Origin of the sequence: Acidocella sp. (assembly GCF_036489515.1) — a bacterium.
Classification (GTDB): domain Bacteria; phylum Pseudomonadota; class Alphaproteobacteria; order Acetobacterales; family Acetobacteraceae; genus Acidocella.
Map to the genome: position 1 here is coordinate 1 of NZ_DASXFO010000050.1, position 25223 is coordinate 25223.

26 protein-coding genes are annotated in these 25223 nt (G+C 61.6%); 16 read left to right on the forward strand and 10 right to left on the reverse strand.

All coding sequences use genetic code 11. The features are described 5' to 3' along the window. Positions 1-333 (reverse strand): aminotransferase class IV (locus tag VGG47_RS07895; RefSeq protein ID WP_331537203.1); only part of this gene is annotated, 333 nt, incomplete at its 3' end. Between the two features lie 535 nt (positions 334-868). On the opposite strand from VGG47_RS07895, the gene VGG47_RS07900 reads away from it, so the two are divergent. The 12 genes from VGG47_RS07900 (at position 869) to VGG47_RS07955 (ending at position 13220) form a co-directional block, all read left to right on the forward strand. Continuing rightward, positions 869-2386, forward strand: coding sequence for a PfkB family carbohydrate kinase (locus VGG47_RS07900; protein ID WP_331537204.1), 1518 nt, complete (start codon positions 869-871; stop codon positions 2384-2386). After that, positions 2386-3135 (forward strand): nucleotidyltransferase family protein, encoded by a 750-nt coding sequence (locus VGG47_RS07905; RefSeq protein WP_331537206.1) that lies wholly within the window; start codon positions 2386-2388, stop codon positions 3133-3135. The genes VGG47_RS07900 and VGG47_RS07905 overlap by 1 nt, the downstream gene beginning before the upstream one ends. Before the next feature lie 235 nt (positions 3136-3370). Further along, positions 3371-4309 carry an NAD-dependent epimerase/dehydratase family protein gene (locus VGG47_RS07910; RefSeq protein ID WP_331537208.1) on the forward strand — a complete coding sequence of 313 codons (939 nt, stop codon included), beginning with the start codon at positions 3371-3373 and terminating at the stop codon, positions 4307-4309. After that, complete coding sequence (locus VGG47_RS07915) at positions 4306-4896, forward strand: SIS domain-containing protein (protein WP_331537210.1); 591 nt, start codon at positions 4306-4308, stop codon at positions 4894-4896. Before VGG47_RS07910 ends, VGG47_RS07915 begins: the two co-directional genes overlap by 4 nt. 18 nt (positions 4897-4914) lie before the next feature. Then, a complete protein-coding gene (locus VGG47_RS07920) occupies positions 4915-5913 on the forward strand; it encodes a GDP-mannose 4,6-dehydratase (RefSeq protein WP_331537212.1) in 999 nt (332 codons plus the stop codon). After that, on the forward strand, positions 5910-6752 hold the full coding sequence (locus tag VGG47_RS07925; RefSeq protein WP_331537214.1) for a transketolase: 843 nt from the start codon (positions 5910-5912) through the stop codon (positions 6750-6752). The genes VGG47_RS07920 and VGG47_RS07925 overlap by 4 nt, the downstream gene beginning before the upstream one ends. Next, the gene (locus VGG47_RS07930) at positions 6749-7672 is read left to right on the forward strand and encodes a transketolase family protein (protein ID WP_331537216.1); all 924 of its coding nucleotides are present in this window, start codon (positions 6749-6751) and stop codon (positions 7670-7672) included. The genes VGG47_RS07925 and VGG47_RS07930 overlap by 4 nt, the downstream gene beginning before the upstream one ends. 24 nt (positions 7673-7696) lie before the next feature. Further along, positions 7697-8734 (forward strand): zinc-binding dehydrogenase, encoded by a 1038-nt coding sequence (locus tag VGG47_RS07935; protein WP_331537218.1) that lies wholly within the window; start codon positions 7697-7699, stop codon positions 8732-8734. An 11-nt stretch (positions 8735-8745) separates the two neighbouring features. Continuing rightward, positions 8746-9372, forward strand: coding sequence for a hypothetical protein (locus VGG47_RS07940; protein WP_331537220.1), 627 nt, complete (start codon positions 8746-8748; stop codon positions 9370-9372). Between the two features lie 167 nt (positions 9373-9539). Next, positions 9540-10565, forward strand: coding sequence for an aminoglycoside phosphotransferase family protein (locus tag VGG47_RS07945; RefSeq protein ID WP_331537222.1), 1026 nt, complete (start codon positions 9540-9542; stop codon positions 10563-10565). A 3-nt stretch (positions 10566-10568) separates the two neighbouring features. Continuing rightward, on the forward strand, positions 10569-11231 hold the full coding sequence (locus VGG47_RS07950) for a class I SAM-dependent methyltransferase (RefSeq protein ID WP_331537224.1): 663 nt from the start codon (positions 10569-10571) through the stop codon (positions 11229-11231). 156 nt (positions 11232-11387) lie between these two features. After that, positions 11388-13220, forward strand: coding sequence for a hypothetical protein (locus VGG47_RS07955; protein WP_331537225.1), 1833 nt, complete (start codon positions 11388-11390; stop codon positions 13218-13220). Positions 13221-13359: 139 nt separating this feature from the next. Here VGG47_RS07955 and VGG47_RS07960 read toward each other — a convergent pair whose 3' ends face one another. The 3 genes from VGG47_RS07960 to VGG47_RS07970 all read right to left on the reverse strand — a co-directional run bounded on the left by VGG47_RS07960 (position 13360) and on the right by VGG47_RS07970 (position 16120). Continuing rightward, the gene (locus VGG47_RS07960) at positions 13360-14049 is read right to left on the reverse strand and encodes a class I SAM-dependent methyltransferase (RefSeq protein ID WP_331537227.1); all 690 of its coding nucleotides are present in this window, start codon (positions 14047-14049) and stop codon (positions 13360-13362) included. A gap of 92 nt (positions 14050-14141) precedes the next feature. After that, a complete protein-coding gene (locus VGG47_RS07965) occupies positions 14142-15176 on the reverse strand; it encodes a glycosyltransferase family 2 protein (protein WP_331537229.1) in 1035 nt (344 codons plus the stop codon). Beyond that, entirely contained in the window at positions 15173-16120 is a 948-nt protein-coding gene (locus VGG47_RS07970; RefSeq protein ID WP_331537231.1) for an SDR family oxidoreductase, read from the reverse strand. The genes VGG47_RS07965 and VGG47_RS07970 overlap by 4 nt, the downstream gene beginning before the upstream one ends. 523 nt (positions 16121-16643) lie before the next feature. Here VGG47_RS07970 and VGG47_RS07975 point away from each other — a divergent pair. The 3 genes from VGG47_RS07975 to VGG47_RS07985 are packed head-to-tail and all read left to right on the forward strand — an operon-like array spanning position 16644 to position 20194. Continuing rightward, positions 16644-17486, forward strand: coding sequence for a hypothetical protein (locus VGG47_RS07975; RefSeq protein ID WP_331537233.1), 843 nt, complete (start codon positions 16644-16646; stop codon positions 17484-17486). 1 nt (position 17487) lies between these two features. Further along, a complete protein-coding gene (locus VGG47_RS07980; RefSeq protein WP_331537235.1) occupies positions 17488-18669 on the forward strand; it encodes a class I SAM-dependent methyltransferase in 1182 nt (393 codons plus the stop codon). Positions 18670-18682: 13 nt separating this feature from the next. Further along, positions 18683-20194 (forward strand): TIGR04372 family glycosyltransferase, encoded by a 1512-nt coding sequence (locus VGG47_RS07985; protein WP_331537237.1) that lies wholly within the window; start codon positions 18683-18685, stop codon positions 20192-20194. A 156-nt stretch (positions 20195-20350) separates the two neighbouring features. On the opposite strand, the gene VGG47_RS07990 is transcribed toward VGG47_RS07985, so the two are convergent. Genes VGG47_RS07990 through VGG47_RS08005 form a run of 4 tightly spaced genes read right to left on the reverse strand, consistent with a single transcriptional unit; the run spans position 20351 to position 23248 of the window. Beyond that, positions 20351-20557: a hypothetical protein gene (locus VGG47_RS07990; protein WP_331537239.1), complete on the reverse strand. Its 207-nt coding sequence runs from the start codon at positions 20555-20557 to the stop codon at positions 20351-20353. A gap of 48 nt (positions 20558-20605) precedes the next feature. Continuing rightward, on the reverse strand, positions 20606-21457 hold the full coding sequence (locus tag VGG47_RS07995; RefSeq protein WP_331537241.1) for an ABC transporter permease: 852 nt from the start codon (positions 21455-21457) through the stop codon (positions 20606-20608). A gap of 58 nt (positions 21458-21515) precedes the next feature. Further along, a complete protein-coding gene (locus tag VGG47_RS08000; RefSeq protein WP_331537243.1) occupies positions 21516-22256 on the reverse strand; it encodes an ABC transporter ATP-binding protein in 741 nt (246 codons plus the stop codon). Then, positions 22256-23248 (reverse strand): ABC transporter substrate-binding protein, encoded by a 993-nt coding sequence (locus VGG47_RS08005; RefSeq protein WP_331537245.1) that lies wholly within the window; start codon positions 23246-23248, stop codon positions 22256-22258. The genes VGG47_RS08000 and VGG47_RS08005 overlap by 1 nt, the downstream gene beginning before the upstream one ends. A gap of 99 nt (positions 23249-23347) precedes the next feature. Here VGG47_RS08005 and VGG47_RS08010 point away from each other — a divergent pair, with 99 nt between their 5' ends. Beyond that, complete coding sequence (locus VGG47_RS08010; RefSeq protein WP_331537247.1) at positions 23348-23683, forward strand: DUF1491 family protein; 336 nt, start codon at positions 23348-23350, stop codon at positions 23681-23683. A 73-nt stretch (positions 23684-23756) separates the two neighbouring features. On the opposite strand, the gene VGG47_RS08015 is transcribed toward VGG47_RS08010, so the two are convergent. Together VGG47_RS08015 and VGG47_RS08020 are read right to left on the reverse strand one after the other, a co-directional pair. Next, complete coding sequence (locus VGG47_RS08015) at positions 23757-24527, reverse strand: alpha/beta hydrolase (protein ID WP_331537249.1); 771 nt, start codon at positions 24525-24527, stop codon at positions 23757-23759. Then, on the reverse strand, positions 24524-25223 hold a 700-nt coding region (locus VGG47_RS08020; protein WP_331537251.1), incomplete at its 5' end, for an aminotransferase class IV. The genes VGG47_RS08015 and VGG47_RS08020, both read right to left, overlap by 4 nt.

The following is a 25223-nucleotide window of genomic DNA, read 5'->3' on the forward strand; positions in this document are numbered from 1 at the left end:
CGCCACGCCGCGGCTGATCTGGAGATAGACAAGCCCGGTGCTGATCCGGTTGCGCCGCAACACCTCGCGCATCACGACTTCAAGCGCCGCAGAGGAGAGGGGGAGCAGAATATCGATCTCGCGCAGGCTGCGCTGCAGCCGCGCCATGTGCAGTGGGGCGTCGATCAGCCGCCCGTCCTGCACATACACGACCTCGTAGATGCCGTCGCCGAACTGAAAGCCGCGATCCGCGGCTGGCCTCGCGGAGGGAGGAAAGCGGCCGCTTTTCGAGCCAAGCGGCGCAAAAACTTCTGCTCCGCTGGGCCTGAGGCTGTGTCGGCGACAAAGCCCCATGACCCAGCTTAAAAAAGTTTTTTGTTTCTTTTTGTTCACAAAAAGAAACCTTCCTTTTTGCTTGCCTGGCTCGCTTCGCGAGGAAGCGCACGTCCCTTAACCTCAGTTCATGATTTTGGTGGGCACGCGTAAGGCACTTAAACGACTTTCTTCGACGAATTGATCAACAAATGCTGGACAGCGGATGCCTGGAAATTCAAGATAAATACGCTTGAGAAAGTGCCGGGGCTAAACACCGTCCGCAGCGCCAGGGTCAGTCAAACCCATGATGGGACGGATAGACATGCCGAAATTCTGTAAGTTGCTTTAGCGGAAGAGAAATTTTGTGTGGATGTTTTTGAACAAATTAAAACAGTTCAGGGAAATAGCACTGCTTTGAGAGGGGCAGCGCGAACGATCGTGCTCTTGTCAAACTCGCGTCAACCAGAATTTGGACATGATTTATGCGTTACTGATCCGGATCGTATCGATCTTAGACCAATCGCGTAGCGTGGCATATACCACCCTTTGATTTTGCGGAAGGTGTTACCAAAACATGGAAAGCGAGATAAATTTTTCGGCAAAGTATCAAAATTCAGACGTGCTGCATGTGCGCCAGCTGTCGCGGGACGCGGGACGTGTCGTTTTTGTTTCAGGCAACTTCAATGTCGTTCATCCCGGGCATTTAAGGCTGCTGAAGTTCGCGGCCGACGTCGGTGACTTTCTTGTTGTCGGTATCACGCCGGATGGCAGCCCGAATGTCACCGTCCCCGCGCTGATGCGACTCGAAGCCCTGCAGGCGATCTCGATCGTGGATTGTGCTGTGCTGCTTGCAGAGCCAGCCGAGTCGTTCATTGCGCACCTGCAGCCACAGATTGTCGTCAAAGGCAGGGAACACGAGAGCCAATACAACCCGGAACACGCCGTGCTTGCGGCCTATGGCGGGAAGTTGCTCTTCAGTTCAGGCGAAGTGAAGTTCTCCTCACTCGACCTCCTGCATCACGAATACGCCTATTCGAATCACAATACCGCGATCAAAGCGTTTGATTACCTGCAGCGGCACGAATTCGATTTTGGCGATCTGCGCCGGGTCTTGCATCAGCTCCAGGGGCTGCGGACTTTGGTGATTGGCGATCTTATCCTTGACGAATACATCTCATGCGATCCGCTGGGAATGTCTCAGGAAGATCCGACGATCGTGGTCACCCCGATTGAGAGCAAGACCTTTGTCGGCGGGGCCGGGATCGTCGCCGGGCACGCCAATGGACTCGGCGGGAGCGTGCGCTTCGTCACCCTCGCCGGCGACGACGAACGTGCGGACTTCGCGCGCGAGAAACTGGCGGCGCAGGGTGTGGAAGTACTGGCCTTTACCGATGACACGCGGCCGACACCGCTCAAGCAGCGCTATCGGACGATGGGGAAGACGCTGCTGCGGGTTAATCATCTGCGGCAACACGCGGTGGCTCCAGCGCTCGCCGCACAAATGATGGCGGCGGTCGAAGCGATGCTGGATACCACCGATCTGGTGCTGTTTGCCGATTTCAACTACGGCTGTCTGCCGCAGACGGTCGTCGACGGGATTACCGCCGAGGCCAAGCGACGCGGCGTCATGATCGCGGCCGACAGCCAGGCATCCTCGCAGATGTCCGATATTTCACGTTACCGCGGTGCGCGCCTGCTCACCCCGACCGAGCGCGAGGCCAGGATGGCATTGCATGACTCCGATTCCGGATTGGTCGTGGTCGCCGAGAAGCTGCAGCAGAAAACCGGTGCCGAGAACGTGGTCGTGACCCTGGGATCAGAGGGGCTGCTGTTGCATGCCCATGAGGGCGCCAAGTTCCGGACCGACCAGCTGCCGGCTCTGAACACGTCCCCCCGCGATGTCGCGGGCGCCGGGGACAGTCTTTTTGCCAGCACGGCGATGGCGTTGTGCACGGGCGCCGATATCTGGCGCAGCACCTATCTCGGATCGCTGGCCGCTGCGTGCCAGGTCTCGCGGGTCGGTAACACGCCGCTCACGCCGCAGGATATGTTAGCCGAAATCGACGGCCAGCGCGACGCTCCGACGGCCTGATGCGCGCCCTCCTTCTGGCGGCTGGCCAAGGCACAAGATTGCGGCCCGTGACCTGGTCGGTGCCCAAATGTCTGGTGCCCATCGGCGGCAGGGCGTTGCTTGATTACTGGTTCGAGCTGTTGTTCCGGGGGGGCGTGGAGCGCGCACTGGTCAACACCTCCTATCTCGCGGCGCAGGTGCGCGGCCATGTGACGGCGTGCCCTTGGCGGGAGCAGGTCGACCTGGTCCACGAGGAGGCGCTGCTTGGAACCGGCGGCACCGTACTCGCCAACGCTGATTATTTTGATAACAGCACGTTTTTGGTGATCCACGCCGACAATCTGACGGATTGCAGCATTTTGGACTTGCTGGCAGCCCATAGCAACCGCCCGCAAGGCTGCGCCATGACCATGCTCGCTTTCCGCGCCGACCAGCCTCAGCTTTGCGGCATCCTGGAACTTGATCGTCACGGTGTCGTACAAAAATTTCATGAGAAACAGGAGAGTCCGCCGGGTAATTTGGCCAATGGCGCGGTGTATGTGTTTGAGCCCGAAATCATCGACTTCATCGCCAGCTTTGAGCGCCCCGTGGTGGATCTTTCAACCGAAGTCATCCCGGCGTTTCTGGGGCGGATTTTTGCCGTCGAACATAAAGGGTACCATCGTGACATCGGCAATCTGGCGAGTCTTGAGCAGGCACGAAGGGACATGGAAAGGGGGCAGCTGCGATTCGGGGGAGCGATGGAACCTGTAGAGGGAAGGGAAGACTAATTTTTGTGAACAAAAAGTAGTCTTCTGCTCCTTCGGGCCATGGGCTACTTTCTAAGACGTTCTCCTATAGATATAACTTATACGTAACTTTTTATGTAACGATGTCCGGTTGATTGTTGCGGCGGTTACACATACAAGGATTGCGTCCTCCCCTTCTAAGCTCGGCGAAGAGTGTCGAGATCCGTTTGAAGCCCGCAGTTGTTCTACCCCTTCGGCATCAATTTTGGATTATGGAATGAAAATTCTCGTCACTGGCGGTTGCGGCTACAAAGGTAGTGTATTGGTTCCCAAGCTGATTGCCCGTGGGCACGATGTCACGGTTTTCGATATACAATGGTTCGGCAATTTCTTGCCCGAACACCCGAACCTGACAGTGGTGCAGGGCGACGTGCGTGACATCGCAGCGGTGCCGCTCGACGGCGTCGATGCGATCATCCACTTGTCCAGCGTCGCGAATGATCCCTGCGGGGACCTCGATCCCAAGCTCACCTGGGAGATCAGTTGTCTCGCGACCATGCAGCTTGCCGACCAGGCGCGGCGGCGCGGCATCAAGCGTTTCATCTACGCGTCATCAGGGAGCGTTTACGGAGTCAAGGAAGAGTCCGAGGTCACCGAAGACCTCATTTTGCTGCCGATTTCCGAATACAACAAAACCAAGATGTGCGCTGAGCGGATCCTGCTGTCATACAGTGACGACATGGTGGTGCAGATCGTCCGCCCGGCGACCGTGTGCGGATTTTCGCCGCGTATGCGCTTTGATGTTTCGGTCAACATGCTGACGATGCAGGCGCTGACAAACGGCGTCATCACGGTGTTCGGCGGCGATCAGGTGCGTCCCAACATCCATATACAAGACATTGCCGATCTCTATGTCTTCCTGCTCGACCATCCGGAACATGCCGGCATCTATAATGCGGGCTTCGAAAATCTCAGCATTTTGGAGATCGCACGGATGGTGGCCGAGCATGTCGATGCGCGCATCATCGTGACCCCTTCCAACGATCCGCGCTCTTATCGCGTGAACTCGGACAGATTGCTGGCGACCGGATTTCGCCCGAAGCATACGGTCGAGGATGCCATCAAGGAACTCGTGGGCCTGTACCGTCAGGGGGCGCTCCAGGACCGCGAGCAGTTCCACAATCTGAAATGGATGCAGCGGAGCCATGCGGCATGAGCCGGACGCCGCCGGACGTTCATTTCGCGGCCTATTTAAGCCGCTTGACGGAAGCGATGATGGCGTTCGACTGGGCGCCGCTCTCGCGCCTCGCGGAGGAACTTCTGGACTGCTGGCGCAGCGGCCGGCAGGTGTTCTTCGCCGGTAACGGCGGCAGCTGCGGTAACGCGGTCCATCTTGCCAACGATTTCGTTTATGCCATGTCCAAGCAGCCCGGTTCCGGATTGCGGGCGCATGCCCTGCCGGCCAACCCGGCGGTTCTGACATGTCTGGCGAATGATGAGGGCTATGAGCAGATCTTCTCGCTGCAGCTCGGCGTGCTGGCGCGGCCGGGAGATGTTCTGATCGTCTTCTCCGGGAGCGGCAATTCGCCTAACATCCTGAAAGCCCTGGAAGAGGCACGGCGTATCGGCATGCGCAGCTACGCGGTGCTGGGATATTCCGGCGGCCAGGCGAAGGAGCTGGCGGATATCGTGCTGCATCTGCGTATCGATGACATGCAGATCGCGGAGGATTCGCAGCTTATTTTCGGGCACATGATCATGCAATGGTTGTCGACGCAACGCGACCAACTTTCCGCAATCTGAACGCAGCAGGCGAACGCAGTGGCAGCTCCCAAAAAATTTCTGGTGCTCGGGTCGAATTCATTTTCCGGTGCGACGTTTGTCGATTATCTCGCGGCGCAAGGCCATGAGGTTCTCGCCACCAGCCGCTCCGCGGAACCGGATCTGGCGCTGCTGCCCTACCGTTGGCACGCCCGCAAAAGCGAAATGCGGTTCGAGCGCATCGATTTGAACCACAACCTTGATCGCCTGGATGAGCTGTTGCGGCAGGAGCGCCCGACCCATGTCGTCAACTTCGCCGCGCAGAGCATGGTCGGAGAAAGCTGGGTCAATCCCGACCACTGGATGATGACCAATGTCGTCTCCACCGTGCGCCTGCACGAGCGCCTGCGGCGGTGCGATTTCCTCGAACGCTACGTTCATGTGACGACGCCGGAGGTCTATGGCTCCACCGAGGGTTGGGTGCGGGAGGATCAAACCTTCAATCCGTCCACGCCCTATGCGGTCTCGCGGGCCGCGGCCGACATGTCGCTGCAAGCGTATTTCCAGACCTACGATTTCCCGGTCGTGTTCACGCGCGCGGCCAATGTGTACGGGCCCGGCCAGCAACTCTATCGCATCGTGCCGCGCACCGTCCTGGCTGCCATCGGCGGGCAGAGGCTGCGGCTCGACGGCGGCGGCAAATCGGTGCGGGTCTTCATCCATATGCGCGACGTCGCCGATGCAACGCTGCGCGTCGCGACCCTGGGGAAACCCGGTTCCTGCTACCATATCTCGGGCTACGAACTGGTCTCGATCCGGGAACTCGTCGAACTCATTCTGGCGCGCCTTGGCCGGCGCTTCGAGGATTGCGTCGAGATCGGGCCCGATCGGCCCGGCAAGGACAGCGCCTACACGCTCGATTCCTTCAAGATACGCAGCGAGCTTGGATGGCGTGACCGTATCTCTCTTGCCGAAGGGGTGGACGACGTGATTGCCTGGACGGAACGCTTCAAGGACGCGCTGCCCTCACTACCAACTCGTTATGAGCACAAGCCATGATCGCTGAGACCACCCTGTCTGCCCCTGACGTCGCGGGCCTCAAGCAGATCGCGGCCAGGCTGCGCGGGCGTGTGATCATGATGTCGCACAAGGCCGGCAGCGCCCATCTCGCCTCCTGCCTCTCCTGCTGCGACATTCTCGCCGCCGCCTACTGGGATGTCTGCCGCATCGACCCGGCGCACCCCGACGATCCGTTGCGCGACCGCTTCATTCTGTCGAAGGGGCATGCGGCGTCGGCCTTGTATGCGACGCTCGCCTATCGCGGGTTTTTCCCCGAGGCGCTGCTCGATACATATTGCACGGATGGCGCTCTGCTCGCCGAGCATCCGCCGGCACGGTTGCTGGCGGGGGTTGAGGCGGCCACCGGTTCGCTTGGCCACGGCCTGCCGATCGGGGTCGGGATGGCGCTGGCCGGGCGGATTCGTGGCGAGCGGTTCCGGGTCTATGCGCTGCTCTCCGATGGCGAGAACAACGAAGGTTCAGTCTGGGAGGCGGCGATGTTCGCTGCGGCGCAAAAACTGGATAACGTCTGCGTGATTGTTGATTACAACAAATGGCAGGCCACGGCGCGCTCCAACGAAACCTTGCAGCTCGCACCCTTGCGGGAGAAATGGGAGTCGTTCGGCTGGGATGCTCAGGAAATAGACGGGCACGATGTCGGCGCGCTGGCCGCCCGGATGCGCGCCGTGCCCAACGGCTCCGGCCGGCCGGTCGCCCTGATCGCGCATACGGTGAAAGGCAAAGGCGTTTCTTTCATGGAAGACGATAACAACTGGCACTACCGGGCACCGACCGCCGAAGAAGTCGCGCAAGCCTACACGGAGCTGGGACTCGCATGAGGAATGCTTTCGCTGATGAACTGACCCGTCTCGGCGCCACTGACCCGCGGCTTGTGCTGTTGTCCGGTGATATCGGCAACCGGCTGTTCGACAAGTTCCGCGCGGCGCACCCGGACCGCTTTTATAATTGCGGTGTCGCCGAGCAGAACATGACCGGTGTCGCCGCCGGCATGGCGCTCTCCGGTCTGCGGCCGGTGACGTATACCATCACCCCGTTTGTGACGACCCGCTGTCTGGAGCAGATCCGTACGGATGTCTGCTACCATGATGTGCCGGTCATCATCGTCGCGGTGGGGGCTGGCCTCTCCTATGCCGGGCTGGGGCCGACGCACCACGCCTGCGAGGATGTCGCCTTCCTCCGCGCTTTGCCCAACATGGTCGTCCTCTGCCCTGGCGACGCCTGGGAGGTGCGTGCGGCGATGCGGGCGGCATTGGCCCAGGACCGGCCCGTCTACATCCGCATGGGCAAGCGCGGCGAGCCGAAGGTCCATGCCGACGTGCCGGCTGACTTCGCCATCGGCCGCGCTTTGGTGGTCGCAGAGGGGCAGGATGTCTGCCTGCTCTCGACCGGCAACATGCTGCCCGAAGTGCTGAGCGCCGCCGCCATCCTGCGCGAAAATGGCATCAGCGCGCAGGTGGTGAGCTTCCACACCGTCAAGCCGCTGGATACGGATTTCCTGCGCCACGCCTTTGCCCGCTTCGGCCTGGTGGCCTCCATCGAGGAGCACTCCCTGATCGGCGGCCTGGGTGCGGCGATCAGTGAATGGGCCATGGATCACGCCGTGGTTCCCCGGCGTTTCCTGCGTTTCGGTACGCCGGACGCGTTCTTCAAACAGGCGGGCGAACAGGAATACGCGCGCGAGCAGCTCGGCCTCGACGCCAGGCATATCGCGGGACGTGTCCTCAAAGCGCTCGGCTGACTTGCAAACAGGATAAATCCCCCGATGCGTACAGAAGCCGCCATTCTCGTGCAGACCGGCCAGCCTTTGGTTCTGGCCGAGCTTGAAATTCCCCAGCTGAAACCCGGCCAGGTGCTGGTGGAGCTGGCCTATTCCGGCGCCTGTGGCACGCAAGTCGCCGAATGGCGCGGCCGCAAGGGGGAGGATCGCTGGGTGCCCCATTGCCTCGGCCATGAGGGGACCGGCACGGTTCGTGACATCGGGCTCGGGGTCGCCAAGGTGAAGGTTGGTGAACGCGTGGTCCTGTCATGGATCAAGGGCAGCGGGATCGAGGCCGGCGGGGCTCAGTATCGCTGGGACGATAAACTCGTGAATGCCGGTGGCGTGACCACTTTCCAGCGCCATGCGGTCGTCAGTGAGAACCGCTTGACCCTGCTCCCGCCTGGCATCGGGATGGATGTCGCGATCCTTCTGGGCTGCGCGGCGCCGACCGGCATGGGGGCGGTCTTCAATGTGGCCGAGGTCAAGGCCGGCGAGACGGTGGCGGTGTTCGGCACCGGCGGGATTGGCTTGAGCGCCTGCATGGGTGCTGCGTTTTCGGGCGCCATGCCGATCATCGCCGTCGATCCCAGTGCCGAACGCCGCGCCCTCGCTCTGCGCTACGGCGCCACGGCGGCGATCGACCCGCTCGCCGGCGATCCCGCTGCCGCCATTCGCGCGCTCGTGCCGGGCGGTGTGGATGTCGCCGTCGAAGCCACGGGCCTGCCGGAGGTCATGGCGCAGGCCCTTGGGGTGACCCGTGCGCAAGGCGGACGCGCCGTGGTGATCGGCAATGCCAGGCACGGCGCGACCCTCACGGTCGATCCCGGCCAGTTCAACCAGGGCAAGAGCCTGCTCGGAACCTGGGGCGGTGACAGTGTGCCGGACCGTGACTATGCGCGTTTCGCCCGTCTGTTGACCGCGCTGCATTTCGACCCGAGCGGCCTTTTGTCGGCGCCCTATAAGCTGGCCGAGACCAATCAGGCGCTGGAGGATCTGGAGGCCGGGCGGGTCGGCCGCCCGTTGATCGATATGACGGCGTGATCAGGCGGACCATGCGGATCGGGATCGATTTCGACAACACCATCGCCTGCTATGATGGCGCCTTCCATGCGGCGGCGCTCGTGCGTGGCTTGATCCCGCCCGAACTGGCGCGCGACAAGACCAGCGTCCGCGAACATCTGCGCGCGCGCGGCCAAGACAGCGATTTCACCCTGCTGCAGGGCTATGTTTACGGCCCCGGCATGGCGCATGCCGCACCTTTCCCGGGCCTTGTGGAATGCCTGCTTGCCTTGCGCGCCGCCGGGCATAGCCTCGTGATGGTCAGCCATCGGACGCGTGAGCCCTTTGCCGGCCCGGCTTATGATTTGCACGAAGCCGCGCGCAGCTTCCTGGCCCGCCATGGCCTGCTGAACGGGGAGGCCAGCCCCTTGCGCGAGGCGGATGTCTGGCTGGAGCTGACCAAGCAGGCGAAAATCGCGCGCATCGCCGCTCTGGAGTGCGACGTGTTCATCGATGACCTGCCGGAAATACTCGCCATGCCAGATTTCCCGCCCGTAACGCAGCGCATCCTGTTCGACCCTGAGGGGCACTACCCGGACGGGGTGTGGAAAGACCACCGGTTTGCGAGCTATGCGTCGTGGTCCGCGATTGGCGCGGCGCTGCTGGACAGCGCAGCCTAGAGCATGATGACTTCAAGAAAGCAGCCGCTTTTTGAAAAAAGCGGCGCAAAAACTTTTGGCTGTGCTGGGCCATGGGCGTTGTCGCCGACACAGCCCATGGCCCAGCATAACAAAGTTTTTTTGCTTCTTTTTGTTCACAAAAAGAAGTCTTCCCCTACGCTTGCTCGATGACGACCGATCCCCACGCCGCGGCCGTTTCTGTCATCGCAACAGCCGGACTGCCGCCGCCGGTGGCGCTGTCCAGGCTCACGGGCGGGCGCAATAATCGCACGTTCCTGGTCACCACTGAGGGGAAGCAGCTGGTGCTGAAGCTGTATCACACCGATCCGGGTGATCAGCGCGACCGCTTGGGCGCGGAATTTGCCTTCCTGACCTATGCCTGGGAACGAGGCATTCGTAACATTCCTCGTCCGATCGCCTGTGATCGTGAACTCCGGGCCGGGTTGTACGGCTATCTGCCCGGACGCCGATTGGCGGTGGCCGAGCTCGGCCCGCTTCATCTCGACGCGGCGCTTGATTTCGTGCTGGCGCTCAATGCATCGCCCCGACAGGCGGAGGTTTTGGCGCCGGCCTCCGAAGCCTGTTTCAGCCTGGAGGAGCACGAGGCGACGGTGGCAAGGCGGGTCGCCCGGCTCGGCCGGCTTGCCTCCGACGTGCCGCACCGAGACGCCGCCGAAAATTTTGTCCGCGCCAAGCTGGAGCCGGCCTGGGCCGCGGTCCGCAAGCAACTGGCGGCACGCGCCGCGCAACTCGGTCTCACCCCGGAGACCCGTCTGGCCCCGGACGAACTCTGCGTCTCGCCATCGGATTTCGGTTTCCACAACGCCCTGGTCTGCGACACGGCGGTGGGGTTTCTTGATTTTGAATATGCCGGCCGCGACGATCCGGCGAAACTCGCCTGCGATTTCTTCTGCCAACCGGAAATACCGGTGCCGGTGCCGGTTTCGACCTTCGACGCCTTCGTCAAGCGTCTGGTCGCGGGCCTTCATTTGGCGCCGTGGCATGAGGCGCGCTGCGCCATGCTGCTCGACGCCTATCGGGTGAAATGGGCCTGCATCATCCTGAATGAATTTTTGCCCGAAGGCGCGGCGCGGCGCGCCTTCGCGGAGGGGACCAAAACGGCGGCGCACTATGAAGGGCAACTGGAGCGTGCCGCCGCGATGCTGAAGCCGATTGCAGATAAGGGAGACTGAACGGTGGCATACCGTGAATTCGTGAGCCTGATCCACAAATCGACGAAACGGGACTACCTGGCGCGGGTGACCGAGCGCGACAAGGCCGAGGTTGCCGAACTCGCGATCAAGTTCGGTTACGACTACTGGGACGGCAGCCGGCAGACCGGCTATGGCGGCTATCGCTATGACGGGCGCTGGCGGAAGGTGGCGGACGCCATGGCCGCCGCCTACGGCCTGAAGCCGGGCATGCGGGTGCTGGATGTCGGCGCCGGCAAAGGCTTTCTGATGCATGATCTGATGGAGGCAGTGCCGGGGCTCGAAGTGCAGGGCATCGACATCTCCGCCTACGCGATCGAGCATGCGATGGAAACGGTCAAGGATCGGATCGTCCAGGGAACGGCGGCGAAGCTGCCCTGGCCGGACCAGCATTTCGACCTGGTGGTGTCGATCACGACTCTGCACAATTTGTACCTGGCGGATCTCTGGGCCGCGCTGGGCGAGATGGAGCGGGTCGCCCGCGGCGGCAAGTATCTTTGCGTCGAAGGATACCGAAACGAATCCGAGAAGGTGAATCTCATGTACTGGCAGCTGACATGCCGCGCCTTCCATACCCCGGAAGAATGGGAGTTCCTGTTCAAAAAGACCGGATATTCCGGAGACCACGAGTTCATTTTCTTCGAATGACAGGAAAAGGAGGACTTCTTTTTGTGAACAAAAAGAAGCAAAAAAACTTTTATAATGCTGGGCTATGGGCGCTGTCGTCGACACAGCCCATGGCCCAGCATAAACAAAAGTTTTTGCGCCGCTTTTTTCAAAAAGCGGCCGCTTACTTGCCTCATCATGGTTGAACTGATGCACAACCGTCCTCCTCCCGCTGCGGCGAAGCTTTTGTTGCCGGTCTGGGGCCGTCGCTATATTCAGCAATTTATCGACCTGTCGCTGCCGACCCTGCTGGCACCGGGCAACATTCCGGCCGTTGCCGCCCGGATTCCGTGTGAGCTGGAGTTTCTGACCAGCCGTGACGACGCGGAATTCCTGTTATCCTCCCCCGATCTGGCTCGTCTCAGAAGCGTCTGCACAGTCAGCATCCGCCTCATTGACGATTTGATCGTTCGAAATCTGCATACGGTGACCATAACGCTTGCCTATGCCCGCGCGATTCGCGCCGCGGGCCAGAGCGCCGTGGACACCTGCTTCTTCATGCTGGTTTCGGATTATGTGATGGCGGACGGCTCGCTGGATCATGTTCTGTCGCTGATGATCGGCGGGGTCAGCGCGGTCCAGGCCGGCAACTTCCGGGTGGTTGATGACGACCTGCATCTGCCGTCACCCGTCGATGGCGTGCTGACGCTACGGCCGCGCGACCTGATGACGAGCGCGCTCACGCGGCTCCACCCCAAGACACTCGCGAACATGCCGGACAATCCGCAAAGTTATAACCTCGATTGCAACTGCCTGTTCTGGCGGGTCGGCCCCGATGCGCTGATCGGGCGGTTCTTTCTGTTGCACCCGATCTGTGTGCGGCCTGAGCACACCGACTTTGTGATAGGCAGTTCGGTCGACTACTCATTCGTTCCGGAAATGTGTTCCGTCGAGAACATCGTCACGGTGACGGATTCCGACCATTATCTGGTCGTGGAGTTGCAACCGTTGGCGCATGAGGCCGCGAGCATCAGGACAGGAAAGGACCGGCCGTCGGACCTGGCAAAGCGGCTTTCCCAATGGACGACGGCACATCATCGTCGCAATGTGGCCAGCACGATCGTCTATCACATGGGTGAGATACCTGCGGCACTGCAGGAAACCACCGCATCCGCCGAGAGCTTTGTCGCCGAGGTGCAACGCCATCTCTCAAATCGTCCGCAGCCACATCGGGCCCACCAGTATTGGTGCGGTGCGGTTGCTGCCTTCAAAATTTTATCAGGGGCGTATCCGCCCGACCTGACGGCGCAGGATCTTCGGCTAGGCTTTTATAGAGCCGGCTGGCGCGGCCAGCGGAATCGCTGGCGGCAGGTCGTGCGCGTCACGCTGCTGGAACCTGCTCTCAAAAGCGTCGTAAGTCCTCGCTGGCCGGATTTTCAGGCGCTCACCAGGAAGATGTCCGGGACGCCCGACGGCGCGCGCGCCGGGGTACCCGCATCCTTCAAGCGCCAATGGGGCACGCATATCACGCCGCCGGATAAGACATGCGCGGCGGCGCTCGCTCCATCATTGGCTGAGCCCCCAAGCGGCGATGACGGTCTTGTGTACGTTCCCTATGAGCAGGTCGATGTGTTGGGCCCGTTGATCGAGGGTAAAGCGTGGCAATCGCCACCTTGTGGCCGTGTGCTGATCCTCATGGTGAACGAGCGGTTTCCGAACGCCACCGCTGATTTCACGCAACAATGCCTGGATCTAACGCGCGCGTTGGAGCGCGTTACAAGCAGTGCCGTCACCATAAACGTCGTCCCTGCCTCGGAGCTCAGGATATTCGGCGCACGTGGCCTGCGGCGCGCCGCCGGGTTGATACGCACGCGACACCCGCTCGCCTTGATGCAAGCATTGGTGCTGATGACGGTGTGTATACCGAGCGTGGTGATCGCCAATTATTTTGCGGTGCTTCGGACCGGGCCAGGCTTTCGCGGCCGGATGATATCGAGCATGCTCGTGACGATGCAGGAAACGGACGGGTAAGTAGCCGCTTTTCGAGCCAAAGCGGCGCAAAAATTTCTTTTAATCTGGGCCATAGGCATCGTCGGCGACAACGCCCCTGGCCCAGATTAATAAAGTTTTTTTGCTACTTTTTGTTCACAAAAAGTGGCCTTCCCTTCTCTTAACCGACTTCCCGCCGCTGGCAGCCGACCGCGAGGAGATAATGCGCCATCGGGTAGAAGCCCGTATGGACCACTTCGTCGCTCATGGAGAACACGAATACGGTATGAAAGTACCGTTGCATGAACGCCTTGAGGTCACCGCCTGATTTGCAGTTGACATGCCCGGCTTTGCTCTGCGGCGAGGCGTGCGACTGCGATTCCAGCGAGGGCATGCCGAAAATCGCCACGCCGTCGAAACTTAAGGAGGCGATGGCGTTGCGGACAAACAGGTCCTCGGTTTCCGGGGTGATGTGTTCCAGCACGTCGAGCGCATAAACGCCGTCGAAGCTGCCCGGCACGGGCCCGTTCAAAAGATCGTGCACGAAGCTGGTCAAAGGCCAGTTTGGGTTATGGCGGGCGGCGACGTCAGCGATGAAGAGCGGATCGAAATCCACCGCCGTCACTTGCCCCACCGCCTGTTGCACGATGCGTGTGCCGAATGCATCGGCGCAGCCGACTTCCAAAACATGGCGCCGGCCCGCCAGCATTTTCGACACGAATTTATAGCGTGCCAAGGTGAACAAGGTACGCTTCGGATCCTCGTTCCAGGATTCGTTGACCATCAGCCCGAGACGGCTGATGCCGTGTTTCTCGCGCGCACGAATGACAACGTCGTATTGCGGCTCTACGGTCTGATCGGATTCTGGCATGTTCACCTTACAGAAGACGGAAAAGACGAAGGCAGGCATATCACATAGCGGATTCGCAAGAATGGTGCAAAGCGCCCGCGCCTTTGGCGCGTCTATCCCGGCACGCGGTCAGCCGGACTGCGTCTCGATCGGACGATGACGGTGCCCAATAGGCGCGGCAATGACATCGGACGCAGGCACAGGGTCAGCCAGCCGAGTGCTGCAATTTTCCGAAGCGGGCGCGGCCAGGCCGCGATCGTATGCAGCACCCAGGAGGTCGCCTTGCCTTGCTGCGCGAGGCCGGCGATCAGCGCCGGATCGAAGCTGGAAGCGGAGACCGCCAGGCGCGCGGACGCGAAACGCATCCGGCGCACGAAGATGTCGCCATAGCCGGCGGGAAAGATGCGCCCCTCGGCGGCCTCGATGCGCTGCTGGCCCTGTTGGATCATCCGTGACAAAACCGTAACGTCGGTGGATGAGCTGCGCGAGAAGCTATCGTCCTGGATATTCCAGGTGCCCAAAACTTTCGGAACGAACGCGAATCCATGTTCGAGCGCTGCAGCGCGCGCGAAGAAACTGTCGCAAAGCGATCCCAGGGTCGGATCGAATCCGCCTGCGCGGAGCAGCAGATCGCGACGGTAGATCGTCACCACCGAGAGCACCCAGTGATCAAGCCGCGCCAATAATTGCGCCGCGGCCGCCGGCGGGACGTAACCAGGACGGTATTGCGGCAGGATGATGGGGCGGTACCCCAGAAACGTGCCGGACTCGCTGATCAGCCGGGCTTCGGCGCAGGCGAGCGCTGCTGCAGGATGCGCTTCCAGCGCGGCGAGCACGGTGCTGATGAAATCCGGATCGATCGCGTCATCGGAAGCGCCGCAATAGATCGCCTCTCCCGCGGCTTCCTTGATGCCTCGATTCAGGGTGAGGACGGTGCCGAGTTGCTGTGCGTTCTCAAGCAGACGCAGTTGCGGCAGTTTCGCCATGAAGTTCTTGACGACGTCACGGCTGGTGTCCGTTGAGTTGTCGTCGACGACGATAATCTCGTCCGCTTGCCGTGTCTGACGGCATAACGCGTCGAGCGCCCGCGGCAACAGCATTGCGTGGTTACGATTTGGCAGGATCACCGACAAACGCAATGCTTTCACTTGGCCCCCTGGCGCGTTGCTCCGGATCGACCGAACTGTTCCAGAGCCACCGCAGCGCAGATCTCGTCCATGCGGCGGAAAGGCCACGTAATGCTAGCCTGCAGCTTGTCGGTCACAAGTGACGTGTCGAGGGGCCGGCGCTCATGGAAAGGCAGCTCGTGCAAACGGCAGGGAATCAATTCCGCATGCACGCGCGGGTCGACGGTGTGGATATGATCGGCCAGCGAACGCGCCAGTTCCATACGGCTGAAGCGCTCGGCGCCGGCGACGTGAAACAGGCCTGAGGCCCTTTTTTCCAGCAAGCATAGCAAGGCGCTGGCGACATCATCGACGTCGGCGGGCGAAAAACGTTGATCGATGGCGCAACGAAGCGGCTTGCCGGCACGGATGTCGGCGACCATGGGGCCCAGGACACTATGGGTGCCAATCGTGCGTCCCACCACCCGCGAGAGCCGCGCAATGAGGGCGCGCTCACCGAGCTTTGCCACTCGCTGTTCGACCGTCCGCTTCTGGCGTCCATACGCGGTGCAGGGCTCCGGTTCGTCCGTCTCCCGATACAGACCGGAAACGCCATCGAAAACATAATCGGTGGACGCGAAGACGGGGACGATACCGGCCTCTGCCACGGCGTCTATGACCCGCAGCATACTGTCTATGTTGATGGCGGCCGTTCCGACCGGATCCGTGGCGCAGCGTTCGACGTCGATGGCGCCGTACAACAGGACGGCATGGGTGAAATGCCCGTGTTTGCCGTTGAGCAGATGATGGATCGACGACTGGCTCGCATCAAACACGACGCCGCCCGGGAATGGATTGCGGTGATAAGTTCCCAATGCGCGTTGCGGGCCAAGACGGGAGAGGATCTGCCGACCGAGAAAGCCTGACCCGCCAACGACAAGGACTCGGGTCTTCCCGCTCTCCGGTTCATATGCATTTTCAGTCAAGAATCCCTCCCATAAGCAGGTGATCGACCTGATCGTCTGCGATAATTTCGCTGCTGTCTAGAGCGTGATTGCCATTCTCTAGACGAGCTCTTCGAAGAGAAGAAAGTAGCCGCCTTTTCAATCAAAAGCGGCGCAAAACCTTTTGGCGGTTCTGGGCCGGTGGCAGTCGCCGTGCTGGGGAAAGCGCACAGGCGTCATCGCCAGCGGAGGTAGAAAACATTGCGTTAAATCGTTGCTGTTTTTCTATGAAATAAGACTGTAATGTCTTACAAAATCGTCAGGAAAATTCATGCGGAGAGTCCTTGATAAACGGCGCGCAGACCGCGAACATCGCGACGACGCCGTGCCCTTCTGAAGAATCGCGTTGTATCGGTTCGAAAGCGAGGCAAGAAAGGGCCCGTTGGTAGGTGAATGGGGTCCTGGAGGGCGCCCCGGTTACAAAGCGTTGCCGTCGGGAAACTGATGTGGTAGCGTAAATCATCTAAACAGGGAGTGTAAAGATCATGTTTGGATTGCATTCAAAATGACATTTGTGCCTGGTGTTTGGAACGACATCGTTCTGCAAGAGGCGCCATCGCTGCGCGATGTTGGCCCTTTTCCAGCGCAGGATGTTTTTTTTGGTGCCCCGCGGTCTGAAGCCGCGTTCGGTGGCGCCCGCGGGTTGGCCCAGGGGCCTGCATTCAAGGCCGAGGAGCGCCAACGTATCGAGGAGCTGATTAAGGCTCAACTGGTTGAAAATGCTTGGGAGTTCTCGTCGAGCGCGGCTTCGGCCATCGCCGACGTTGGGCTTGGCGACTACCATAAGGTCGTCGACAGCCAAGACCATGGCAAGCTCCTGTCGAAACTGGGGCGGGTCTTATCAAAGCAGGCTGTGGACGAGATCAAGCAAATGTCGTTTTTCGACTACGCCCGGGACGCCTTCGGGCCGTACTACCTGTCGGACGAGGAAGATCTTGGCCATGAGCAGATCTGCTTCCGAGTCGCGCGTCCCAACAAGCGGGAGGATGTGGGATCTTTGCACCGCGATGTCTGGTTTTGGGATCATTTTGGATTTCCTGTGCCAGATGGCGTGAGCCGGGTGAAGGCTTGGGTCCCCGTTTGCGGCGAGTCCAACGAAGCCGGGCTGCTGCTGGCCCCCGGATCGCACCGCCAGCCTGGCGGCTTCAGGACAGAGACGATTAACGGAAAACTAACCTTCAGCCCCGAAATAGACCCGCAGACCGTGGACCTGCAGCGTTTTCGGGGCAGCCCCGGCGATCCCATCATGTTCAACTATGGCGTGTTGCATGTCGGCTCTCTAACGCGTGGGGAAATCTCGCGCGTCAGCTTTGAAATTACCTTCATGTTTCGTTCAGAGTACGCGTAAGGTGGTCGCGTGTGGTGCATGTCGGGGGACGCAATTCGCGCCCTTCTTCCAAGCGCGTGAGTGGACCCAGTCCGGTCGCTATCTGGCCTCGGCGCAGAGCGCGATCTCCGCGGAGCCGATCAAGCTCCTCACGGAATACTGCCGGCAATGTGGTCTGATCCGTCAGGTTCCCGGCGCCGAGGTGCGGCTGGATTATACCGGCATTTCGCGCGACACGGCGAAGCAGTTGCCGGATTACGCACACCGTGTCATCGCCAGCATGGCTGAACTCGGAGTCGGCGCCGATGATCTGGTGGTGGAGATCGGTGCCAATGACGGCACCTTCCTGCGGGCGATGCGAGAGGCGGGTTACAAGAACCTGATTGGCGTCGAGCCTTCGAAAGATCTGGCGGTGCGCGCGGCGGGGTCTGGCTTTACCATCATGAACGAGTATTTCGGTCGCTCTTTGGCTTCCCGTATGGTGTCGCAATATGGGGCGCCGCGCGCCATCATTTGCCGCCACACCTTGGAGCATGTTCCCGACATTCAAGACATGACGGAGGGCATGGCAGCGCTTCTGGCGCCCCAGGGCGTTGCGTTTATCGAGGTGCCGGATACGGACTGGGTTATCTCCGAGCTTTTTGCGCATGAGATATGGGACGAACATGTCACATATTTCCGCTCCGGCTCGCTCGTAACATTGCTGCAAAACTCAGGCCTTGTGCCGCTGCGCATGGAACGCGCGAGGTTCCGCGACACCCGTAATCTATTGGCCTGGTCGGTGCGCGCTCCCGCCTCTGCGGACACGCCGCCCGCTTTGCTCGACGACATCACCACTGCGGCCGATCTCGCGGATTTCCAGGCGCGCTGGGACAGGTTTGCCGCAAATCTGCGTGCGGCGGTAGCAGCGGCCCCGCGACCACTTGTCGCTGTAGGTGCCGCGCATATTCAACTGAATTTTCTGAATTACACCGGCCTGGACGGCGATGTTGACATGCTGGTCGATGACGATCCGGTGAAGGCGGGCCATTACGCACCGCTCGCTTTTGCGGTGCCGATCCGCACGACGACGCAGGTGCTCGAGACGGTTCGTGCAGGGACAGTGCTGCGCACCGCTTTTCCCTATCCGGGTTGGGAAGATCGGATTTGTTCGGCGCTGGCGCCCTACGGCGTGGACTCCATCAAACCCTACAATTTCAAATAGGGAGTTCTGCGCTGTGAACCTGAAGAGCGTGCTGCGGCGCCTCGGCTTGTTAAGATTCGCCCGTTTTATCGTTTATAAACAGCTGATCGTCGCAACCACGTTGATCCGTCTCGGATGGCTGAAATATTCGTCGCTGCCGGAGACGCATATCGCGAATATGGGAAACGCAGCGTTGGCCCGCGGGCGTCACGCTTTGGCGATGGAGGCGTATCTTGCGGCGCTCAATAAGACGCCGGAGGATGTGCTCCTGCGGCTGCAAATCGGGGTCACCGCGTTTCTTGCCGGCCACTACCATGAATGCGAAAAATGGTTCGCCGCTTTGGAGGAGTTTAAGCATTTCGATTTGGCCCGCTGGGGGCTTAAGGAATCGGGGTTTCGCGTGCTCGATCGTACGTGGCTTCTGGCGATCGGGCATGTCGCGTTTATAGATACGTACATCAAGGCGGCACATCTTGGCTGGTTTCCCAAAAAGACGGCGCTGCTGGCTTATAATCCGCTAACGCCGCCGTCGGGTTGGCCGATGTTTCGGTATTTCGGTGAGCATGTGCAAATCGTCGCCAGCAGCTCACCCGACGCGGCGGTGGACGAGCTCGTGCACGGCGAGGATTACAAGAGACTGGACCAGAGCACGCGCGACTACATTCGGGCGAACTTGTCCCAACCGTTCTGGTTCGGCCCGGATGAAACCGGGCGGACCCGCTGGTTCGCGCCGTTCGGCGCGGCGGTCGAGGCCGCGTGGAAAGCCGAGGGGCGCCCCGCTCTGCATACGCCGACGGCCGACGATCGGCGGTTGTTTCGGCGGGCGATGCAGGCGGTCTATGGATTACCGATGGATGCCTGGTTCGTGGTGCTGCATGTCCGGGAGCCCGGCTATCACGCCTCCTGGCATAAGCACCATCCGGGCACCCGCAATGCCGATATCGGTACCTACCGGAAGGTGATCGATTTTGTTCTTGGCCAGGGCGGATGGGTGGTTCGCGGCGGCGATCCGACGATGGCGAAGATCCCGCCGCAGGAGCGGGTGATCGATTACGCGACCAGTGTCCATCGGTCGCCCGAAATGGATATCCTGCTCTGCGCGGAGTGCCAGTATTTTATCGGAACGAACTCCGGCTTCAGTGTGGTGCCGCCGATCTTCGGCAAGCGTTGCGCCCTGACCAATTGGAGTCCGATCGGCATCCCGAACTGGTATCTGGATGACATCTATCTTCCGAAGCTGGTGCGCCGTCGCAGTGACGGGAGGTACTTGAGCTTTGCCGAAATGTTCAGCGGCGCCGCGGGTTGGAGCCAATTCCAAAGCGCCTACGACAAAGCGGACCTCGTGATTGAGGACAATGAGCCTGATGATCTGCTGGCGACGGTGGAGGAGTTGCATGGCGAGGTCTTGGGCAACGCGCCCGCGGTGACCGCCGAAGATGCCGCCAGGCTGCGGCGCTTCAATGAAATAGCCGTGGCGAATGGCGGGTATGTCGGCAGCCGCGCCAGCTATCGGTTCCTGGCAAAGTATGCGCACCTGCTTGATTAGCTGATGCTTGGCAAGGATAGAAAGGCTACTTTTTGTGAACAAAAAGTAGTTTTTTGCTCCTTCGGGCTATGGGCTGTATCGGCGACAACGCCCATGGCCCAGCATAAAAAAAGTTTTTGCGCCGCTTTTTTTAAAAAGCGGCCACTTTCTTTCTTCCTAAAGCGGCTTATGCGCGCGGTCGAGCAGGCGGCTGAACAGGCCGGGTTTCTTCTCGACTTTCGGCGCGGCCTTCTTGGCGGCTTCCGCCTCGGCCTTGGCTTTGTCCTTCATCCACTCCTCGAAGCTTTTGCCGGCTTTGCGGGCGCGCTCCTGCTCATAGGCGAGCTGGCCCTTGGTGAGTTTCTTGTCGGTCGTGGTGGTCATGAAGGTCTCCGGATTTCGGCCGAAACCTCGCAGAACAAAGCGAAAAACTCAAGCGCTTCCGCGCCGCCGCAGCAGCATCCGGGCGAGCAACCCAAGCAAAGCATAGATCACGACGCCGCTGACCCCGAGCAGCACCAGGGCCGCGAACATGCGCGGGATTTCCAGCCGGTAGCTCGCCTCGATGATGCTGTAGGCAAGACCCGAGGCGAAGCCGCCCGAGCCGGCCACGAATTCCGCCACCACCGCGCCCACCAGCGCCAGGGTCCCGGAGATGCGCAAGCCCACCAGAAAAGCCGGCAAGGCCGAGGGCAGGCGGAGCAGCAGCAAAATCTGCCATCGGGAGGCGCCGTTCAGCCGGAACAGGTCGAGCAGTTCCGGCGGCGTGGCCGCCAGCCCTGCGGCGGTGTTGGAGAGGATGGGAAAGAACGCGACGATGGTGGCGCAGACCACCAAGGCGATGAAGGGTTGGTTGACCCAGATGATGATCAGTGGCGCGATCGCCACCACCGGCGTCACCTGCAGGATCACCGCCCAGGGCTGGACGGCGGCGCGGAACAGCGGGCTCGCCGCCATCGCCACCGCCAGCGTCACGCCGATGGCGGTCGCGGCGGCCAGAGCGGTGAGGGTCACGGTGAGGGTGGAGAGCAAAGCAGGGTCGAGCACCCGGTAGTCGCCGAAATAGGCCGCCCCGATGGCGAGCGGCCCCGGCAACACGTAAGGCGGCACACGCAACGCCCAGACCGCCCCCTGCCAGAGCGCCAGGGCGATGAGCCCGAACAGGAACGGCGCGGCGCGCTCGAGAGAAGCAAGCGGCCGCTTTTTAAAAAAAGCGGCGCAAAAATTTTTGCGATGCCGGGCCTGGGGCGTTGTCGGCGACAACGCCCCAGGCCCGGCATTCATAAAGTTTTTTTGCTTCTTTTTGTTCACAAAAAGAAGTCTCCTTTTTGCTTGCTTCGGTTCATGCCGGCATCACCCGTCGGAATGTTTCCGTAATGTCGGCGACCAGCGCCGCATATTCGGGGCTGCCGCGGCGCGCCGCCCCGTCGGGCAGGGGCGTGGAAAAATCGGCGGCGATGCGCCCCGGCCGCGGTGACATCACCAGAATGCGGCTGGCGAGGAAGGCTGCCTCGTAGATCGAATGCGTCACAAAGACGATGGTCTTGCCGCTGCGCCGCCAGAGGCCGCGCAGATCCTCCTGCAAGCGGTGCCGGGTGAACTCGTCCAGCGCCGCGAAAGGCTCGTCCATCAGCAGCAGCAGCGGGTCGGAGATCAGCGCGCGGGCGATGGAGACGCGCATGCGCATGCCGCCCGACAAAGCTTGCGGCATGGTGTGGGCGAAGTCGGCCAAGCCTACCTGTTCGAGCATCGTGGCAATGCGCGGCGCCGCTTCCGCCCGGCTCACCCCGCGCAGGCGGAGGGGCAAAAACACATTGCTCGCGGCATCGGCCCAGGGCAGCAATGTGGCGTCCTGGAACACATAGCCGATATCGCCGGGCCCCGGCTGCCGTCCGCTCTCCCAGCTGATGCTCCCGTCGCTGGGGCGCTCCAGCCCGGCCAGCAGCCGCAGCAGGGTCGACTTGCCGCAGCCGGACGGGCCGAGCAGGGCGACGAATTCCCCGGCGCCGATCTCGGCGGTGATTGCGTCGAGCGCGCGCAGCCCGTCCGGAAAGGTCTTGCCGACGGCATGGAGGGTGAACATTACTTGTTCAGGCCGACGCCGTGATCGATGAATTGCAGCGTGTAGCCGGCCTGATAGTTCATCGATGGATCGTACATGCCGGTGGCGACCATCTGCGTGAAGAAGGATTTCCAGCGCGCATCGGTCATGGCGTAGATGCCGAGCGTTTTGGTGTCGCCGGAATCGACGATGCCGCGCTCTTTCAGCTGGTCGTAGCCGTATTGCATCAGCGCCGGCGTCATGTCCGGATTGGCCTGCGCGATGGCGGCGAAGGCCGGCGCGGGGTTGCCGTAGAGATAGTCGTACCACCCTTGCGTCGAGGCATCGATGAAACGCTGCACCAGGCCGGGATCGGTCTTTACCAATTTCTCCGAGGTGGCGATCAGGCTGGCATAGCCGTTGAACCCGGAATCGGAGAGCATCATCACCACCGGCCATTGCCCGGTCTGCTCGTGGACCAGAAAAGGCTCGTCGGTCACATAGGCTTCCTGGATGTCCCGCTGGTTGGTGAAATACGGTGCCAGGCTGTAGCCGTAGGGGCGCAGCTGCGCGTCGGAATAGCCGTATTTGGCTTTCAGATAGTTCCACCAGCTGGCGCGGGTATCGGCGGAAACCGCGATCGGCTTGCCCCGGAGGGCGGCGAAGCTGTCATTGCCCGCTCCGGGATGCGCGATCAGCGCGTCCGGGTCTTTCTGGAACCCGGCGGCGATCGCGACGAAGGGGATGTGCTCCTGCACGAAATTCAGCGCCAGGAAGGAGTTGGAGGTGATGTCGAAGGTCAGCCGCCCGCCGATCAGGCGCTGCGCGTTGTTCACCTCCGGCCCGCCCGGCACGATGGTCACGTCCAGCCCGTATTTCTGGTAGATGCCCTCGGCCAGCGCCTCGTAATAACCGCCATATTCGGGCTCGGCGATCCAATCCAGGCCGAAGGTGATCTTGTCCGCGGCATGGGCCGCAGGTGTTGTGCCAAGGAGCGCGAACAGCGAGGCAGCGACGAGGGCCGGACGGGCCATGCGGACATCCTTCAGGGGTTGAGCAAGTCACCGGTCTTGAGCAGAGTGAGACCAAGCCTGCCGTGGTGACGGCAGGCTTGCATAAGGTCAGGGATTAGCATGGGTGAGGCGCGGATCAAGGCAGGCGTGTGGGTTTCCGCCGCGCTGCGGATGGGCGCGGTGGACGGCAAGCCGGGCCTGGTGGTGCGCAAGGGCGACCCCGACGCGGGCGGCGTGCTGGTGATCCTGCACGGGCGCACCGGCAATGTCGTGCTCTCGCAGTTCCGCGACGCAGAGGGCGAGCTCGCCTGGATGCGCGGCACTGGGCCGGCGCCGGTGAGCGACGCGGCGACCGATGCGTATGTGAATAAACAGGTCTCCTACGATTCCGACCTCTGGGTGATCGAGTTCGACGCCGCGGATTATCTGCCGCCTTTCGAGGGGAAAATCGTTTAAAAAAAGCGGCGCAAAAATTTTTGTTTATGCTGGGCTGTGGGCGTTGTCGGCGACACAGCCCATGGCCGGCTTGCTAAGCCGGCAGGCTGGCCTCGAAGCGCAGGATGGCATCGGCGACGTCGCGCCAGTGTGGTTCCAGCATCAGCATATGCGACATGGCGTCAAACATCACGGGCTGGGTGCGATAGGCCCGCGCGGTCAGCGCCACCGCCTCGGGCGGCACCAGCCGGTCGCGTCCGGCCCCGATCACCTGGATTGGGGTGCCGATGGTCTCGGGATGCGCGATGTTGCGGGTCAGCATCGAAGCGGCGACCCGCGAGCTCTCGGGCTGCACGTTCTCCAGATACGCATCCATCGATTTATCTTCCGGCCCGCGCGAAAACATTTTTTGCCGCAACATATTGCGATTGAATTCCGCCCCCTGTCGTGCCGCGCGGAACACATTCAGCGGCTGGGCGATCAGGGATTTGATCAGGCCCCCCGGCATCGGCCGGGGCGGGGCGCTGGCCAGCAGGACGGCGCCACGCAGGGAGGCCTGCGTCAGATAGGTCTGCAGCACGAAGCCGCCCATCGAATGGCCGACCACCACCGGCCGCTCGACCGTCGCCACCACGCCACGCAGATCCTCCACGTAATCGTCGATGGAAAAACCGTTGAGCAGCTCGCGGCCCTCGCTGCCGCCATGGCCGCGCAGGCTGAAGGCGATCACGTCGAACCCGTTGGCCGCGAAATAGGGGCGGAAAAACGGCTTGAAATACCAGTTCCAGCACCAAGCGCCGTGCAGGAGCACGAAGCTCCCGCGCCGTTCGCCCAGCGCCGGGGCGATGTCGATTTCCAGCCTCACGCTTCCTGCATATGGCGCGTGTAGCATTGGAACAGGGACGTTGTGACCGGGCCGGGGACGCCGTCGCCGACTGGCGCGCCGTCCAGCCGGATGATCGGCTTGACGAAGGAGGTGGCGCTGGTGACGAAGATTTCTCTGGCGCGCCGCAGCTCGGCCAGGGTGAAGGAGGCTTCCGAGACCGCAATGTTGGTCGTGCGCAGCTCCTCGAGCAAAGCGGCGCGGGTGCAGCCCGGCAGGATTTCGTGGCCGAGCTTACGCGTCAGAAGCGCGCCGTTGCCGTCCACCATCCAGACCGAGGAGGACGCGCCCTCGGTGATGGTTTGCGCGGCATCGTAGAGGATCGCCTCATAGGCGCCGGCCTGGCGGGCCTTCTGCTTGGCCAGGACGTTGGGCAGCAGGTTGGTGGATTTGATGTCGCAGCGCGCCCAGCGCTCGTCCGGCAGGGTGATTGCGCTGCCCGCCCAGGCGGCGGCGTCGCGCGGCGGGGCAGGGCGGTGCCGCGCGGTGACGATCAGGCTGGGGCGCACCGGTGTGGCGGGAAACGCATGGTCGCGTCGCGCCACGCCGCGGCTGATCTGGAGATAGACAAGCCCGGTGCTGATCCGGTTGCGCCGCAACACCTCGCGCATCACGACTTCAAGCGCCGCAGAGGAGAGGGGGAGCAGAATATCGATCTCGCGCAGGCTGCGCTGCAGC

Excerpts from the sequence above, each read along its gene's own strand:
- VGG47_RS07990 (WP_331537239.1), bottom strand. The coding sequence starts at position 20,557 with ATGACCACCACGACCGACAAGAAACTCACCAAGGGCCAGCTCGCCTAT.
- VGG47_RS07910 (WP_331537208.1), top strand. The coding sequence starts at position 3,371 with ATGAAAATTCTCGTCACTGGCGGTTGCGGCTACAAAGGTAGTGTATTG.
- VGG47_RS07915 (WP_331537210.1), top strand. The coding sequence starts at position 4,306 with ATGAGCCGGACGCCGCCGGACGTTCATTTCGCGGCCTATTTAAGCCGC.
- VGG47_RS07955 (WP_331537225.1), top strand. The coding sequence starts at position 11,388 with ATGGTTGAACTGATGCACAACCGTCCTCCTCCCGCTGCGGCGAAGCTT.
- VGG47_RS07995 (WP_331537241.1), bottom strand. The coding sequence starts at position 21,457 with ATGAATGCCGGGCCTGGGGCGTTGTCGCCGACAACGCCCCAGGCCCGG.
- VGG47_RS07900 (WP_331537204.1), top strand. The coding sequence starts at position 869 with ATGGAAAGCGAGATAAATTTTTCGGCAAAGTATCAAAATTCAGACGTG.
- VGG47_RS07935 (WP_331537218.1), top strand. The coding sequence starts at position 7,697 with ATGCGTACAGAAGCCGCCATTCTCGTGCAGACCGGCCAGCCTTTGGTT.
- VGG47_RS07930 (WP_331537216.1), top strand. The coding sequence starts at position 6,749 with ATGAGGAATGCTTTCGCTGATGAACTGACCCGTCTCGGCGCCACTGAC.
- VGG47_RS07960 (WP_331537227.1), bottom strand. The coding sequence starts at position 14,049 with ATGCCAGAATCCGATCAGACCGTAGAGCCGCAATACGACGTTGTCATT.
- VGG47_RS08000 (WP_331537243.1), bottom strand. The coding sequence starts at position 22,256 with ATGTTCACCCTCCATGCCGTCGGCAAGACCTTTCCGGACGGGCTGCGC.
- VGG47_RS07925 (WP_331537214.1), top strand. The coding sequence starts at position 5,910 with ATGATCGCTGAGACCACCCTGTCTGCCCCTGACGTCGCGGGCCTCAAG.
- VGG47_RS08010 (WP_331537247.1), top strand. The coding sequence starts at position 23,348 with ATGGGTGAGGCGCGGATCAAGGCAGGCGTGTGGGTTTCCGCCGCGCTG.
- VGG47_RS07940 (WP_331537220.1), top strand. The coding sequence starts at position 8,746 with ATGCGGATCGGGATCGATTTCGACAACACCATCGCCTGCTATGATGGC.
- VGG47_RS07945 (WP_331537222.1), top strand. The coding sequence starts at position 9,540 with ATGACGACCGATCCCCACGCCGCGGCCGTTTCTGTCATCGCAACAGCC.
- VGG47_RS07975 (WP_331537233.1), top strand. The coding sequence starts at position 16,644 with ATGACATTTGTGCCTGGTGTTTGGAACGACATCGTTCTGCAAGAGGCG.
- VGG47_RS08005 (WP_331537245.1), bottom strand. The coding sequence starts at position 23,248 with ATGGCCCGTCCGGCCCTCGTCGCTGCCTCGCTGTTCGCGCTCCTTGGC.
- VGG47_RS07905 (WP_331537206.1), top strand. The coding sequence starts at position 2,386 with ATGCGCGCCCTCCTTCTGGCGGCTGGCCAAGGCACAAGATTGCGGCCC.